This is a genomic window from Jannaschia maritima, from assembly GCF_030973515.1.
Lineage (GTDB): Bacteria > Pseudomonadota > Alphaproteobacteria > Rhodobacterales > Rhodobacteraceae > Jannaschia > Jannaschia maritima.
On sequence record NZ_JARGZA010000014.1, the window covers coordinates 17,094 to 31,461 of the forward strand.

At 67.7% G+C, this 14,368-nt stretch carries 10 protein-coding genes, 1 tRNA gene and 2 pseudogenes; 6 read left to right on the top strand and 7 right to left on the bottom strand.

The window, feature by feature from the left end; genetic code table 11:
* Window positions 1-64: 64 nt before the first annotated feature.
* Window positions 65-994: a DMT family transporter gene (locus P0084_RS13570; protein WP_308917405.1), complete on the top strand. Its 930-nt coding sequence runs from the start codon at window positions 65-67 to the stop codon at window positions 992-994.
* Here the strand turns inward: P0084_RS13570 and mtaB are convergent.
* Together mtaB and dapF are read right to left on the bottom strand one after the other, a co-directional pair.
* The gene (gene mtaB, locus P0084_RS13575) at window positions 939-2,219 is read right to left on the bottom strand and encodes a tRNA (N(6)-L-threonylcarbamoyladenosine(37)-C(2))-methylthiotransferase MtaB (protein ID WP_308917406.1); all 1,281 of its coding nucleotides are present in this window, start codon (window positions 2,217-2,219) and stop codon (window positions 939-941) included. The genes P0084_RS13570 and mtaB overlap by 56 nt on opposite strands.
* On the bottom strand, window positions 2,212-3,018 hold the full coding sequence (gene dapF, locus P0084_RS13580) for a diaminopimelate epimerase (protein ID WP_308917407.1): 807 nt from the start codon (window positions 3,016-3,018) through the stop codon (window positions 2,212-2,214). The genes mtaB and dapF overlap by 8 nt, the downstream gene beginning before the upstream one ends.
* A 93-nt stretch (window positions 3,019-3,111) precedes the next feature.
* Between dapF and P0084_RS13585 the strand changes: the two genes are divergently transcribed.
* Window positions 3,112-3,188, top strand: a tRNA-Lys gene (locus tag P0084_RS13585).
* Between the two features lie 195 nt (window positions 3,189-3,383).
* Here the strand turns inward: P0084_RS13585 and P0084_RS13590 are convergent.
* Window positions 3,384-3,671 (bottom strand): hypothetical protein, encoded by a 288-nt coding sequence (locus P0084_RS13590; RefSeq protein WP_308917408.1) that lies wholly within the window; start codon window positions 3,669-3,671, stop codon window positions 3,384-3,386.
* Between the two features lie 236 nt (window positions 3,672-3,907).
* Here P0084_RS13590 and P0084_RS13595 point away from each other — a divergent pair, with 236 nt between their 5' ends.
* Together P0084_RS13595 and P0084_RS13600 are read left to right on the top strand one after the other, a co-directional pair.
* Window positions 3,908-6,280, top strand: coding sequence for a hypothetical protein (locus tag P0084_RS13595; protein ID WP_308917409.1), 2,373 nt, complete (start codon window positions 3,908-3,910; stop codon window positions 6,278-6,280).
* 153 nt (window positions 6,281-6,433) lie between these two features.
* On the top strand, window positions 6,434-7,525 hold the full coding sequence (locus P0084_RS13600) for a hypothetical protein (RefSeq protein WP_308917410.1): 1,092 nt from the start codon (window positions 6,434-6,436) through the stop codon (window positions 7,523-7,525).
* A gap of 111 nt (window positions 7,526-7,636) precedes the next feature.
* Here the strand turns inward: P0084_RS13600 and P0084_RS18545 are convergent.
* Window positions 7,637-7,843, bottom strand: a pseudogene (locus P0084_RS18545) (transposase); the annotation flags it as partial.
* Window positions 7,844-7,968: 125 nt separating this feature from the next.
* On the opposite strand from P0084_RS18545, the pseudogene P0084_RS13610 reads away from it, so the two are divergent.
* Both P0084_RS13610 and P0084_RS13615 read left to right on the top strand, forming a co-directional pair.
* Window positions 7,969-8,893 (top strand): annotated as a pseudogene (locus P0084_RS13610) (integrase core domain-containing protein).
* 674 nt (window positions 8,894-9,567) lie between these two features.
* A complete protein-coding gene (locus tag P0084_RS13615; RefSeq protein WP_308917411.1) occupies window positions 9,568-12,186 on the top strand; it encodes a hypothetical protein in 2,619 nt (872 codons plus the stop codon).
* A 12-nt stretch (window positions 12,187-12,198) separates the two neighbouring features.
* Here the strand turns inward: P0084_RS13615 and P0084_RS13620 are convergent, their stop codons facing one another.
* Genes P0084_RS13620 through P0084_RS13630 form a run of 3 tightly spaced genes read right to left on the bottom strand, consistent with a single transcriptional unit; the run spans window position 12,199 to window position 14,359 of the window.
* On the bottom strand, window positions 12,199-13,275 hold the full coding sequence (locus P0084_RS13620) for an EscU/YscU/HrcU family type III secretion system export apparatus switch protein (protein WP_308917412.1): 1,077 nt from the start codon (window positions 13,273-13,275) through the stop codon (window positions 12,199-12,201).
* Entirely contained in the window at window positions 13,272-14,096 is an 825-nt protein-coding gene (locus tag P0084_RS13625; RefSeq protein ID WP_308917413.1) for an EscT/YscT/HrcT family type III secretion system export apparatus protein, read from the bottom strand. The genes P0084_RS13620 and P0084_RS13625 overlap by 4 nt, the downstream gene beginning before the upstream one ends.
* On the bottom strand, window positions 14,093-14,359 hold the full coding sequence (locus tag P0084_RS13630) for a flagellar biosynthetic protein FliQ (RefSeq protein WP_308917414.1): 267 nt from the start codon (window positions 14,357-14,359) through the stop codon (window positions 14,093-14,095). Before P0084_RS13630 ends, P0084_RS13625 begins: the two co-directional genes overlap by 4 nt.
* Between the last annotated feature and the right edge of the window lie 9 nt (window positions 14,360-14,368).

Consider the following 14,368-nt stretch of genomic DNA (forward strand, 5'->3'; position numbering starts at 1 on the left):
GGGCGGAGCGCAAACCCGCCCCCGCGCTTGCCAGCGAAAGTCCGGCGCGCGCATGGTCCCGCCCATGGCGCCCCTGTCCGACGTCCGCCCCCGGCCCGACCGGATCGGGTCCGCGATCGCCCTGCGAATCCTGGCGGCCGCCTTCGCCACGGGCATCGGCATCTGCATCCACGGCGCGTCGAAGGCGGGGGCCACCACGGGGCAGGTCGTGCTGATGCGGGCCTGCCTGTCGATCCCCGTCCTGCTGCTCTGGGCCGCCGTGGCCGGCCCCGCGCGCGACATGCTGCCTCGGGCACCATCCAAGCACGTGCTGCGCGGCCTGATCGGCGGCACCGTGATGATACTGAACTTCTACGCGCTGGGCGTGCTGCCCGTGGCGCACGCCCAGACGCTGTCCTACCTGACGCCCGTCCTCGCCGTGCCTGCCGCCGTCGTGCTGCTGGGCGAACGCCTGTCCACCCGCACCGTCCTGGGCGTGGCCTTGGGCTTCTGCGGGATGCTTTCGATGCTGTGGACCACGGCCGCGAACCCCGAATGGGGCTGGGTCGAGCTGTCGGGCATGGCCGCGGGCATCGCGTCCGCCGTTCTGATGGCGCTCCTGCGGGTCATCATCCGCGCCATGACCGCGACCGAGACGACGGCCTCCATCGCGCTGAGCTTCGCGGTGATCGCGTCCTGCGTGGGGCTTGGGGCGACCGCCGTCACGGGCTGGACCCCGATGACGCCGGTGCTGTGGTCGTGGCTGCTGGGGGCGGGCCTGTTCGGCGCCATCACCCACGTCGCCGCCACGGAGGCGGCGGCCCGCGCGCCGGTCAGCACGCTCGCGGCCTACGACTATACCGGGCTGGCCTTCGCGGTCGCGCTGGACTTCGTCCTCTTCCGCCACGTGCCGGGGCCGTTCGCGTGGCTGGGGATCGTCCTGATCGCCGCCGCGGGCCTCATGACGGCGTGGCGCACGCCTCGGCCCGAAGGAACGTTCCTCCGGCTGAAGTGATCCGCGCGTCCACCACCCGCCCCACGGGCTGATCGGCGTCGAAGCGCACGGGCGCGAAATGCGGCGTCCGCCCCATGCGCGGGTCCTCCAGCAGGACCGGGTGCGCGCATCCCACCTGTGCCGCCAGGTGCCGGGCGACCGCCGCGTCGCCCGCGGCGCGCAGCCGCGCCGCGCGATCCTTCGCCACCCGCCCGTCCACCTGCGGCATCCGGGCCGCGGGCGTGCCCTCGCGCGGCGAGAACGGGAAGACGTGCAGCCAGGTCAGCCCGCACGCCTCCACCAGCGACAGGCTGTCGGCGAAATGGGCGTCCGTTTCCGTGGGAAACCCCGCGATGATGTCGGCGCCGAACGTCATGTCGGGGCGCAGCGCGCGGGCGGTCTCGCAGAAGCGGACCGCGTCGTCCCGGCCGTGGCGCCGCTTCATGCGCTTCAGGATCAGGTCCGACCCGTGCTGCAGCGACAGGTGCAGGTGCGGCATGAGCCGGGGCTGGTCCGCGATCGCCGCCAGCAAGGCGTCGTCCACCTCGATGCTGTCGATGCTGCTGATGCGCAGGCGCGCCACGTCCGTCAGCCGCAGGATGCGGGCCACCAGGTCCCCCAGCCGCGGCGCGCCCGGCAGGTCCGCCCCCCAGGAGGTCAGGTCCACGCCCGTCAGCACCACCTCCCGGAAGCCGCGGTCCACCAGGCGGTTCACCTGATCGACGACGACGCCCGCGGGCACCGACCGGCTGTTCCCCCGGCCATAGGGGATGATGCAGAACGTGCAGCGGTGGTCGCATCCGTTCTGCACCTGGACATAGGCCCGCGACCGCGTCCCGAACCCGTCGATCAGGTGGCCGGCGGTTTCGCGCACGGACATGATGTCGTCCACCTGCACGGGCTCCGTCCCCCCGGTAGACAGGCCGGTCCAGGTGGCGGGGCGCATCTTGTCGGCGTTGCCCAGCACGGCATCGACCTCCACCATGGCGGCGAAGGCGTCGGGGTCGATCTGCGCGGCGCAGCCCGTGACGACGATGCGCCGGTCGGGATGGTCGCGGCGCAGGCGGCGGATGTCCTGGCGGGCCTTGCGCACCGCTTCGGCCGTGACGGCGCATGTGTTGACGATCACCGCGTCCGACCCGGCGTCGGTCGCCATCGCCTCCATCGCGTGCGCCTCGAAGGCGTTCAGGCGGCAGCCGTGGTTCGACAGGATGGGGGCCCGTCCCCCGGCGGCGCCGTCAGCCATGCCACACCCCGTCGAAGACGTGCGCCGTGGGACCCGCCATCCACACCCCGTCGTCGCGCCAGTCGATCGTCAACGTGCCCCCGTCCAGGTCGATCCGCACCGCCCGCCCCGTCAGCCCGCGCCGCGCGGCGGCCACCGCCACGGCGCAGGACGACGAACCCGACGCCAGCGTCGGGCCGACGCCCCGTTCCCATACCTTGACCCGCAACCGGTCGGGCGCGGTCAGGCTGGCGACCTGCACGTTGGTCCGTTCGGGAAACAGCGGGTGCGCTTCGGCCACGGCGTTCAGGTAGCCCATATACGCCGCCTCCGCGTCGGCGACGAAGAACGTGCAGTGGGGGTTGCCCATGCCGGTGGCGACGGGATCGCCCGCGATGGGCAGGTGCAGCGTGTCGCACGGTTCCGACAACGGCACGTCCGTCCAGTCCAGCAACGGCGCGCCCATGTTGACCGACACCGCGCCCCCGTCCCGCACGGCCCGCAACGCGCCGCGTTCGGTGTGCAGCACGATCGCATCCACGCCCCGGCGCGCCATCTCCCATGCGGCGACGCAGCGGGTCGCGTTGCCGCACGCCCCCGCGGTCGATCCGTCGGCGTTCCAGAACCGCAGCGTCAGGTCGTCGCCGCGCGCCCCGATCAGGGCCAGTTGGTCGAAGCCCACGCCCCGGTGCCGGTCGCCCATCGCGCGCGCCAGTCCCGCATCCACGGTCGCGCCCTCGCGTCCGTCGATCACGGCGAAGTCGTTGCCCAGCCCGTGCATCTTCATGAACGGCAGGCCGGTATGGCGGGTCCACGGCATGGCCGCGCCCTATAGCGCCGCGTCCCGCCGGTTGGAACCCGGCCCCGGATGCGCTTGACGCATCTGGCGACCGGGTCTAGGTGCGCCCTGCGTGGGCCGGTAGCTCAGTTGGTTAGAGCAACTGACTTTTAATCAGTAGGTCCTCGGTTCGAATCCGAGCCGGCTCACCACTTATAACGTGCCATCCAAATTGTGGTGAGAAGCCGCGAGATCGTGGTTTATTGTCAGAAGCGATCGGCGTTCATTCAGAACGTAAGAGTTGCTGACAGACACCTTCGTCAGCTGCGCCTTGTTCTTCGGCTCGCGAAGATGGCGGGATTGCTGCTCTTCTGGAATCTTAGCAATGCGTTCGGTTCTGGTAGATTCTAGACTCGGCTTATCGAACGTACCGCAGACCTCAGATGAGCGGGGCCACCTCTGAGTACCTCGTTCAAGTGCTCCTTGGCCGTGTCGATCTTCTTCTGCAGTTCCTCCTCGAACGGAATCGGCGGAAGAACGGCCGGATTGGTCCGTATGGCGCCGGCGATCAACGGCTTCGGCGCGAGGTAGGTCGATGCGGGGAGGTATCCCGCCGCCGTACCGCGGGGCCCATCGCCATCGGGCGTGAAGGTCTGCGGCGAGCGCAGCGCCGTCTCGCCATCGCCGAGGCCCATGACGCCGCCCTCCAGGGAGGGCGCGCTCGATCGTGCTCATGGCCCGTCCTCCCTTAGCGTCGCAGTCGCAGGATCGGCGGCCCACCTTACGAGCAGGTGACGGGGCACCTTCGGTCGCGCCACATGCCACGGCGCCCGCGTGTCGAGGCACGCGAGACATTCCCTTGGTTCGCAGCCGGTAAGGCTGCCGAAAGGAGGGCGACGCCCCATTCCGCTACAAAGAAAGGAGTCAGCCGATGTCCGGAAGTTTTTTCGAGCCGTTCGACACGAGCGTCCCCGATCGACGAACGTTCGGGTTCGGGTCCCAGGACGAGACGACGAACGCCGCGACGACGCAAAAGCCGGAGCCGGAGCCAGAGCCGGGTGGCGAACGCCAAGATCCCTATCAGGTGAGTTCCACCTACACGGCCGGTACCTACGGCACGCTGTTGGGGTTGGGCAGCACGGAAACATACCCCCTACCGGACGATGTGACGGATTCGGCCGACGTCTCGCCATCGGATGAGGGCGGTGAAATACTGCTGGCCGGCAGCCTCAATCCCCTGAACCTCTTCCGGCGTGGCGGGGCTCCGGTCTCCAGGCAGCCCTGGCCGGAGGTCGATGGACTCTATTCCGATCCGACGGTCGAGTTCTTCGACTATACCGACATCGTCTCGGGCTTCTTCGGCGTGGTCGGAGAGCTCGACGAGTTCGGGAACCGCCTCTTCACGACGACGCTCTCTCTGCCGCCGGGCCTGGACATCGACTACCTCGACTTCGTCGACGACATCGAGGTGGGAAAGTTCTACGAGAAGGGCGAGATCATCGGATATGCCGGCAGCACCGACATGGATCAGGCGCTGGCCGAGGCCAGAACCGACTTGGAGAATGCGCGGGTCATCTTCGAGGGATCGGCGATCCAGGAGCGCGGCAGGCTGATCGACGAGGGCGAACGTCTCGCGCAACGGATCGGTGAGATCGAGGCGGACATCGGAAGACTGGAGACGGGCGACGAGCCGGGATACGGCCTGCTCCACAACATCGAGCTCCAAAAGAAGATCATCGCCGAAAGCGCGGCAAACCTCGGTCTGGAGGTCGCGACGGACCTCTATGGCAACAGGATTTCCTACGAGGACTGGCTGGCTATCACCACGCGGGAACTCCGCGAGCGTCGGCAGACGGACGTGAACGATGCCGAGATCGCCTTGCTCCAGGCGGAGCAGAAGCTCTCGGACCTGCAAGCTGATCTTGCGGCGGCCCGCAGCGCCGTGGATTCGCTCCGCCGGACCGGCAGCTCCGATCGTCAGCTGCTCGAGGCACTCGACACGATCTACGATCCTGAGACGCAGACGTTCGACTACGACGAGCTCCGCCGTCGGCGAGAAGAGGAAACCCTCGGTGCGATGCCCCCGGCGATCACCCAGCTGATCAACGCCGTCGCCTCGGCCAAATCCAAGATCGAGCAGTTCGAGATCGAGCGCGAAAGACGGGCTATCCGCGCGCCCATCACCGGCTACGTCAACTATTACGATCCGAACGGCCAAATCGATGCGCGCGCCGGTGCCTTCATCCGGTTCAACGACCCCGGCGAGGCGGAGAACTACATCAGCGCGTTCTACATGACCCCGTCGAGGAGCGAGGGGACCGGCACCGCGATCAAGGTTCCAGCGTCGCTCGCGGACGAATACTTCGTCGGCGAGACCGTGAAGGTGCGCGACAACGATGGCGGCGAGGGACAGGGCGTCGTCAAGTCGAAGATCCTGGGTCGCGACGACGGGTACGTGCGCATCATCATCGGCGATCTCCAGCCCGCCGCCGGCTCGACCGGCCAGCCATCGAGCGTGCTGCGGCCTGGGGATTTCAACCCTCAGGATCGCGAGCGCTTGCTGGTCTACACCGATCTCAACTCTGGACCCACCGAACGCACTGGCGGCTCGACGGACAACGTCACGTTCCGCTCGGTGGTGTCCAGCATCGACGAGGCCACGGGCTACCCCGTGCAGACGATTCAGTTCGAGACCGAGACCGACATCATCGTGGAAGCCGAGCAGGTCCAGAAGACCCTCCTCTTCTTCGATCACAAGACGAAGAAGGACGTCTACGTCGGCAAACTCAGGATATCGGGGTCGATCATCACCGATGGCCGAACGATCCTGGGCTTCGGCGACGACGTGAAGGCCGTCCTGGACGCGGGAGACGGCCAGTCGCTCGTACTCGATTCGTCGGTCTTGAAGCAGTTGCTCCCAACGGGCTCCAACATCGCGGGCCGCGTCGGCGTGATGAACAGCGGGGCGCAGTTGAGCGTGAAGCTGGACATCAACCCACTCAACGAGTCGGTGACGGACAATACGTCCGTCAGCGGAGGCGGCAACATCGGTGGCAAGGGGACCTTGCCGATCAAGATTCCCGGCCTCGGTTGGCTGGGGATCAGTCCATCGGTGGACGTCGGCGTCAACGCCGGCGTTGGCCGTAGCGTGGGCTCCTTCAACAACTCGGGGAACAATCAGCAGGAGGTGCTCGTCAACTTCGTGGTGAATGGCCAACTGCCCCTGAAGAGCCCGAACGCCCCGATCATCGACATCATCGCCCCGAGCGAGGCCGAAACCGAGATCGCCATCCCGAGCAGCTAGACAGGGAATCGAGCGCCGGTGCCGGGTCTAGGCCGAGCACCGCGGCGAAACGCCTGAGTTCAACGAAACCTGCACGAAATGCTTTCGTAAGGGTGCGAACAGAAACTCCTTCGATGAATCCCATCAGGAGGGTTCACTATGGAAACATCGAGCATGCAGGGCATCGACGGCCGGGACGCGACCGAGAACCGGCCGCCATCGGACGAGCCCATTCGCCGTCCTGATGTCCAGGACGCGAGTTCGCTGCCGTCGGCCGGAGGGTCCGACCAGGGATACTTCGTCCCACAGCTGGAAACGGCATCGGGCTACGAACCCGCCGCGCCGAAGTGGGGCTTCGAACCTAGATCGACGGTTTCGCTGGCCTCACTCCTGCAGAGGAAACCCCCGCCGGTCGACCTCGAGTCGATCTATGAGAGGATCGGGATCCTTGGCGAGAACGTCGACGAGGTGCGTGCGCGCTTCCCCATCGCCACCGCGAACATGATCCAGTTCCTTTTGAACGAGGACGACGTGATCCTGATCGGGGATGCGCGCGTTGCGGAGACCGGCGAAGTGAACGCCGCGCAGGACGAGAACAACGAACGCTTCGTGACGGAATCGTTGAATGCCCACAGGAGCGAGATCGAGAAGCTGAAGGCCGGCGAGACCTTCGTCATCAAGGATCGATGGGATGTCCGAACCGATGGCGGCAGGAGAAATCTCGACCTCGCCTATGCGTTCGGGTCCTTCGTTACGAACTCGCACGCGCGGATCGAGGTTACGCGTACCCAGAAGGGGTACGACGTCGCGGCCGAGGTGTCGCATCTCACCGTCGACTACTACGACTGGCAGGGCGATACGAAGCTCGGGGCGGAATTCCGGCTCAAGGACGGAAGGGTGATTCCCCTGAAGGACCGGGAACTGCACGCGCTGGCGAATGCAGGTCAGGCATCGTCCTTCCACTTCGCCGTGCTGGAGGAGCAGACCATCGAGGCGAAGGTCGCCTTCGCTATCCCGGTGCCGCATCCCAGCGAACCGTGGAGGGCCGCGTTCGACGCGGGGTTCGTAGTCACCGGCAGGGGGATCGAGATCACCGATAAGACGATCGTGACGGACCCGAAGGAAGTGATCGGGCGCACGCGCGTTGCCATCGAGGACAACACCGGAGGCTCTTCGGATCGAGAGATCCCGTCCTTACCCGAGAATTTCACGGTCAAGAGCTATCACGATCTCGACGACGAAGGTCTCGGACAGTCTATGATCTGAAGGCGACGTGGCACCCAAGGACGTTCGATCCCGCATCGCCGTCCGCCCCTCCGGTAGTGCCCCATTGCGTGGTGTAGGAGTTTGGGCCTTCGGGAAGGCCTGGGCTCTTCGGGACGCCACGGCGGGCAGCCTGATGTTCTGCGTATCGGCGATGCGGGCGAGCGCTTCCAGTACCATGTAGCGGCGCGCGATGGCCCACCCGTCGTTCTGCTCGATCATCAGGGCGCCGACGAGGCGCACGTTGGCATCGTCGTTCGGGAATATGCCGACGACGTGGGAGCGGCGCTCGATCTCCTAGTTTACGCGCTCAAGGGGGTTTTGGACTCGATCTGCGTTCACTGATTGGTAAGCGCGGCTTGAGGGGCGGCTTGGGAAATCTGGACGGGTTTGTCGATTGGATGCTTCGCGCGGGATCGGCATGATGCCGGGAGCGGGGAGTGAGCATGACGAGACGACCGAGACGCAACCACAGCGCGGCGTTCGAGGCGCGCGTGGCGCTGGAGGCGGTGAAGGGCGAGCGGACGCTGGCCGACCTAGCGCAGCAATATGACGTGCACCCCAACCAGATCACGACATGGTGGGCGCGGCTCCTGGAGAGCGCGAGCGAGGGGTTCGAGAAGGGGGCGGAGAAGGCGACCGAGCCGGTCGTGGACGTGAAGGAGCTGCACGCGAAGATCGGAGAGCTGACGCTTGCGAACGATTTCTTGGAAGGCGCGCTCGGGAGGGCCGGTCTGTTGCGGAAGCTGCAGAGTGATGATCGACCGTGACCATGAGCCGAGCGTCGTCCGGCAGGCGAAGGCGCTCGGGATCAGCCGGGGCAGCGTGTGCTACCAGGCGCGGCCTGCATGGGATGGACGAGCTGCACCTCGAGTATCCCTCCGCAGGCAGCCGAGTGCCGAAGGGCCTGTTGAACGCCAAAGGCCACGAGGTGGGCCGTCGCCATGTCGCCGCGCTGACGAAGCGGATGGGAATCAAGGCGCTGTACCGGCGCCCGAACACATCGGCGCGCGCGCCGGGGCACAAGGTCCACCCCTACCCGACTCGCGCAAGCCGGACACCTTCGACACCGACCAGGGCAGCCAGTTCACCGGCACGGTCTCCACCGCCGCGCTCCACGAGGCCCGTGTCCAGATCAACATGGACGGCAAGGGCGCGTGGCGCGACGACGTCTTCGTCGAGCGGCTCTTGCGGTCGATGAAGTACGAGGAGGTCTACCTGCACGCCTACGACAGCGTCTCGGAGGCCAAGACGTCGATTGGGCGACACCTAACCTTCTACAACGAGACGCGCCCGCATTCGACGCAAGGCGGGCGGTCGCCCGACCAGGCATACTTCAACCCGCCAAGACCAATCCCGGCCGCGGCATGACCAACGCCGAGATCCACTTGGCGACGGGCCCCAAGCTGTTCAGATGAGCAGGACCACCTCCGAGGTTACGGCCGGGCTCTTCTCACCGGACCCGTACCCGTCCGCTCATGCGACGGAGTGGGTCGATCGTGTCTCGTATTCTGGAATGCCCTCGGACCGCCTCCTGCTCACGGTGATCCGAAAACTGATCGACAGGGGGGCGCTCGCCGAGCTCGACCCGGGCGACGGCGCTCGCCGGGATTGCTCGCAAGTCCATCGTTCCGTTCACGGGAGGCCCTCCTGCCGCGAGAAGGCCGAGCGTTCTTCCTTACCCAGACATAACTGCGGCCGTCCGGTCGGTCCGAAAGGTAAGCGCAAGGCGGGTGACGGAGGTTGCGGGTACCAGCGTGGTCCATGCCGCCCACGACGTGGAGGGCTTGCAAATGCGGATTGAGGAGCGCGGTCTCGACGCCGCCGGGATCGCCATGCCGCCTGACGACGACCGGATCGCGACGAACACTCCGCAGCCCGGCCGCTCGGCAAGCTACGTCCCGGCGGAGGGCTACGCCGCATCCGGGAGTTACGCTGCGTCTGAAGGCGAATCGTCTGCAGAGACGGCCCCGCCGCCGCCCCGCGTCGCCCGTACGCCTCCGCCCGCCATCGCAACGACCGACGCGGATCCGGCTTGGGCGCGCGTGGTGCTCAACGGGCGCGCGCTGTCGGAGGAGGGGCTCGAGGGGATGACGGCCGAAGACTTCCCCGAAGCCTTGGCGCTACTGGCCGACTGGCTGGCGACGGGGGTCATCTCGCAGGAGGCGCACGACCGCTACCTGTCCGACCCGATGGTGCTGCAAGGCGTGCGCGCGCTCGCGCGGGACGGCGGCGGCAAGCTCGAGGTCAACAGCATCGAGGAGCTGCGCCTGCGCGAGATCACGTCGCAGAGCGAGGCGGAGATCCGCGCCGTCCTGGCCGAGGGATTCGACCTGTCCACCGGCCCGAGCGCCGAGCAGTTCGCCGCAATCAACATCCTCGCGAGCGGTAACGACGCGCAGTTCATGGAGATCCTTCTAAACTGGACACTGTCGAAGCATAGCGGACTGGAGTTGCTTTTCGATCCGTCGAAAGGAAAGCGAGGCGCGGTCGAGTTTAGCCTGGACGGCGGGCCCGCCGAGGACTCGGACTATCTCGACTGGATGGCGTCGTTCATCAAGCCGGGCGACATGGGCCGCAAGATGGAGTTGCGTAGGGGTACGAACGCGAACCGTCAGCGCGGGGGTAGACGGGCGCCTGACGAGGCCGAGGCGAAGGTCGCGGTCACCTTCGGGATGGAATGGGTTGGGCATAACGCGACTCTCGAACGGACCCAACTAATCGCGGAGGTCGTCGGCCTCGGTAAGGATGGGCGCGTGGACGAGGACATGCCGCGACATCCGGGCAAAGAGATGGTTTGGCTTGACGGTCGCAAGGCGCGCACGTTCGATATGGACGACAACTTCGACCATGGCGAAGCGAAGAAGGAAGGGTACTTCAACGGGCATGGTAGCGGCATGCTGCGCGGCGCGCTGGAGGCGCTGCGCCCCGAACTGGTGGCCGGCGGGTCGGACGTGCTGGTCTTCAACGTCGAGGGCGCCGTCGTCGACAACGTTTCGGACGTGGGCAACCTACGCATTGCCGACGTGGGCACGGCCGGCACGCGCATCGACATCGACGCGGGCGACGCGCAGGTGGTGACGGCTGCGTCACGGGGCACCAGCATCGGCGCGGGGCGCGGCGCCGTCGAGATCCAGGCGCGCGACACGTTCGACCTGTTCATCCAAGACTTCCAAGCCGCCGCCAGCAACGCCACCCTGATCGCGTTGATGGGCGAGACCGCGTCGGCCGAGATCGAGACCGACGAGGGCGAGGACACCACCGTCGTCTTCGCGCCGGGCACGGCGCGGGATGTCGAGTTGCGTGGGCGCGGCGGCGCCAGGGTCGACATCGGGGCGAGGGCACGGCTAGAGGGCGGGCTCATCGACTTCGACGACGCCGACGCCAAGCTGTTCGCACGCGAGGGGTCGCTGTTGTCCTCGACCCGGATCGAGGGCGGCGACGGAGAGGACAGCTTCGCGCTGGCCGGCCACGCGGTCGACACGACGCTGGACCTCGGCCGCGGCAACGACGGTTTGGAGGTGCTCGAGACGTTCACCGGCGAGCTCGCGCTCGACGATGCGGCATCCGCCTGGATGTGGGCGGCGGACATCAAGAAGGGTAAGGTCCGCGAATACGACCGCGTGATCCTGCACGAGGGCCTCAGGACCGCCGGCTGGGACCTCGTGGATACCGACGACGGCGCGTCGCTCGTCGCGCGCGGCGCCGACGGGGCGGTCCTGAGCCGGATCGACCTCCTCGGCGATGCCGACCAACTGGAATCGATCCGGACCATGCGCACCGACGGGACCGGGACGGTCCTGCAGGAGATTGCCCCCGAGGTCCGCTACAAGAACGCCTGGATGGGGATCGTCAGCACCGTTCTGCTCGCGGCCGGCGTCGTGTTCCCGCCCGCCGCGATCGCGGGCGCCGCGATGCGGGCTTGGTACGACGCCTCGAACGGCCAGCTCTCGGTGCGCAACGCGCTGCTGACTGCGGCCGAGGTGGCGGGGGCCTACGGCGCGTCGACCGCGGTGACGACGGCGATCAGGGTCGCGGCGACCGAGGGGGATCTCGGGTCGGCTGCGGGGCTGGTGGCCAGTCTCGCGGGCCTGTCCGCGCCGATGCAAACCGTGGTGTCCAACGTCACGCGCGACGTCGCTGCGGGCGAGCTGTCCTTGCAGGGCGCGCTGCGGACGGCGATCCAGGTTGGCGTGGACACGGGTGACCTGTCCGACGGCGTGGCCACGATCGGCCGCGGCCTCGTGGACGCGACCGAGACCGGCTTCTCACTCGAGAGGGCGGTGTTCACGGCGTTGCGGGCGGCCAGCGAGGAGGAGGTGATCTCACCCGAGCTGGCCCAGGGGCTGGGCTCGGTCCTCGCGACGGTCCAGGCGGGCGGCGACTGGCGCTCCGTCCTGTCGGGCGTGCTGGCCTCCGCGCCAGCGCTCGAGGCGGAGATCCGCGGCGTAGCGGTGGACGAGACCGAGGCGGGGCGGATCGCGCCCGTCACCACGTCGATCGCGCGGATCGTGTCAGGCCTCGAGACCGGATCGGTCGCCGAGGCGCTCCTAGGGATCACCGGCGTCGTTGAGGGGCTGGGGACCACCCGGCGCGAGCCGAAGCCGCCCACGCCGCCGGAGCGGCAGGCCCGCTCCCCGCTATGGGCGGAGGGGGACCGCTGAGCGGCCCCGCGTTCAGGCCGCCGCGCCGGCAGTCAGCGCACCTGACGCACTCAGCGCGGCAGCCACGTCGGCGAAAGCGTCCTGCGGCACCTGTCGGCCGACGACGCCGTTGCGCACAAGCCGCCGGGTGAGCTTCTCGCTGTCGTAGAGCCGGACGCCGCCGGCCATCGCCTGGTCGAGCAGCGCGCGTGCGTGGTCGGCGTCTCGCGACTTGGCCACGACGATCGGGACCGGCGTCTCGCCCTTCACGTAGCGGATGCCGGCGGCGCAGCCGCGGCCGAACACCATCACCGTCGCTGCCTGGGGGCCTCGCTTTCCTTCGCTCCGCGCGGCCTCCTGCCGGAGGCGCTTCTGCGCGGATTTGATCTGAGGGTTGCCGCCGGTATCCTTCATTTCCTGCTTCTGCTCCGTCTTCGTCATCCGCATGTCGCGCTCGAAGAGCCAAGCCTGCAGGCGCAGGTCGGGCACCGCGAAGGCCAGCGCCAGCGCTAGCACGGCGCCCAGTACGATCTGGACTAGAAGCACGCCCAACTCGAGCGCGCAGCCGAGCCCACAATCGGGCAGCCGGACGAGCGCGGCGGGGAAGGTCGCAGCAACGTAGGCGAAGGCCGCGGCCGCCGCCACGAGCTTGACGAAGGCTTTCGCGAACTCGATGGCCGAACGCAAGCCGAAGATGCGTTTGAAGCCCGCTACGGGATCGAGAGGCGAGAGCTTCGGCGCGAGCGGGGCGAGCGAGAAGATTACCCCGCCATGGGCCACGATGCAGACCGCGACGATGGTCAGGATGATGCCGCCGAGGGCGAGCGAAAGAGTCGAGGCAATCTCGGCGCGCGCCAGGTTCACGATGCCCGATGCTGCGGCGACCAGCGAATCACGCTCCGACAGGGGCGTGGCGAGATGGGCCAGGCCTAGGTCCAGGCCGCGTCCGAAGGCGGCGACGGTCGCGGGCACGGCCATGGCGGTGCCGCCGATCCCTGCGATGAAGGCCGCCACCGTGGTCAGGTCCCGGAGCTGTTTGGCCTGCCCCTTCTGACGCGCCTGGCGCAGCTTGCGCTGGCTCGGCGCGATGTCCTTCTCCTCGGCACTCATGGCGTTGCACCCCGCAAAGTCGCGCCGACGAGGCCGATCTCGGCGATCGCTGCGCCCATGAAGTGCGACAGCGGGCCTACGTAGAGCAGCGCGAAGCCGCAGAAGGCGAGGTTCTTGACGAGCGGCAGGAGGCTGTCGAGTGGGATGCGCCCGGCGAGCCGGCCGATGCCGGCCAGCGCGACATCGATTACGAGGAACAGGATGACGAAGGGCGCCGCAAGCAGCAGCGCCGCCATCAGGATGCCACCGAGCGCGGCCACCAGCGCATCGCGCGCGGCGATGTCGAGGCGTGGCACGAGCTGGGCGAGCGGCCAGGCCGCATAGCTGTCGTAGATTGTCCCACTGACCGTTGCGAGCCCGTCCTGGCGCAGGAACACCACGAAAGCCGCGAAGGACAGCAGCGATGCCGTGACGGAAGCCTGCGACTTCGTTGCCGGATCCTCGAGCCCCGCCGCCGCGATGGACCGTTGGTTGTCGATGAGTTCCCCACCGGCCGCGATGGCCCAGAACGGCAACGCGACGAGGCCGCCGATCACCGCCCCGATCGCTACTTCCTTGACCGCCAGCGCCGCGAGCAGCCGTGTATCGGTCAGGTCGAGCGCGGCAATCGACGGCGCCGCGCCGACCGCGATCGGCAAGCCTAGTCCGAAGGAGAAGGCTGCCGACAGCAGCAGGCCCAGCTCGGCGCGCTGGAACAGAGGCATCACGAGGATCATCCCGGCCATCCGCGCGCTCGACAGCCCGAACACCACGAGCACGCTCTTGACCGGGCCCATCAGCGTGAACAAACCCTGAATCATGAGGATGGCATCGTCGCTCATCGCACAAGCAAGTGGAACCCGCCGAAGATCGTCTCGGTGTAGCCCACGAGTGGACCAACCAGCGCTCCGAAGAGCCCGGCGAAGAGACCGACCACGACGATCAGCTTCAGGGTCTGGGGCAAGGTCTGGTCCTGAATCTGCGTGGCGGCCTGAAGCATCGCGACCGACAGCCCCGCGACCATCGCCGCCAGCAGCACGGGAAGTGAGATCAGCAGGAAGATCTGCAGCGCGCCCGACAGGGCCTCGGCGACGGAAAGCTGCATCCGATCGCC

Coding starts and splice junctions, on each gene's coding strand:
- P0084_RS13570 (WP_308917405.1), top strand. CDS start 65: ATGGCGCCCCTGTCCGACGTCCGCCCCCGGCCCGACCGGATCGGGTCC.
- mtaB (WP_308917406.1), bottom strand. CDS start 2,219: ATGGCTGACGGCGCCGCCGGGGGACGGGCCCCCATCCTGTCGAACCAC.
- dapF (WP_308917407.1), bottom strand. CDS start 3,018: ATGCCGTGGACCCGCCATACCGGCCTGCCGTTCATGAAGATGCACGGG.
- P0084_RS13590 (WP_308917408.1), bottom strand. CDS start 3,671: ATGGGCCTCGGCGATGGCGAGACGGCGCTGCGCTCGCCGCAGACCTTC.
- P0084_RS13595 (WP_308917409.1), top strand. CDS start 3,908: ATGTCCGGAAGTTTTTTCGAGCCGTTCGACACGAGCGTCCCCGATCGA.
- P0084_RS13600 (WP_308917410.1), top strand. CDS start 6,434: ATGCAGGGCATCGACGGCCGGGACGCGACCGAGAACCGGCCGCCATCG.
- P0084_RS13620 (WP_308917412.1), bottom strand. CDS start 13,275: ATGAGTGCCGAGGAGAAGGACATCGCGCCGAGCCAGCGCAAGCTGCGC.
- P0084_RS13625 (WP_308917413.1), bottom strand. CDS start 14,096: ATGAGCGACGATGCCATCCTCATGATTCAGGGTTTGTTCACGCTGATG.
- P0084_RS13630 (WP_308917414.1), bottom strand. CDS start 14,359: ATGCAGCTTTCCGTCGCCGAGGCCCTGTCGGGCGCGCTGCAGATCTTC.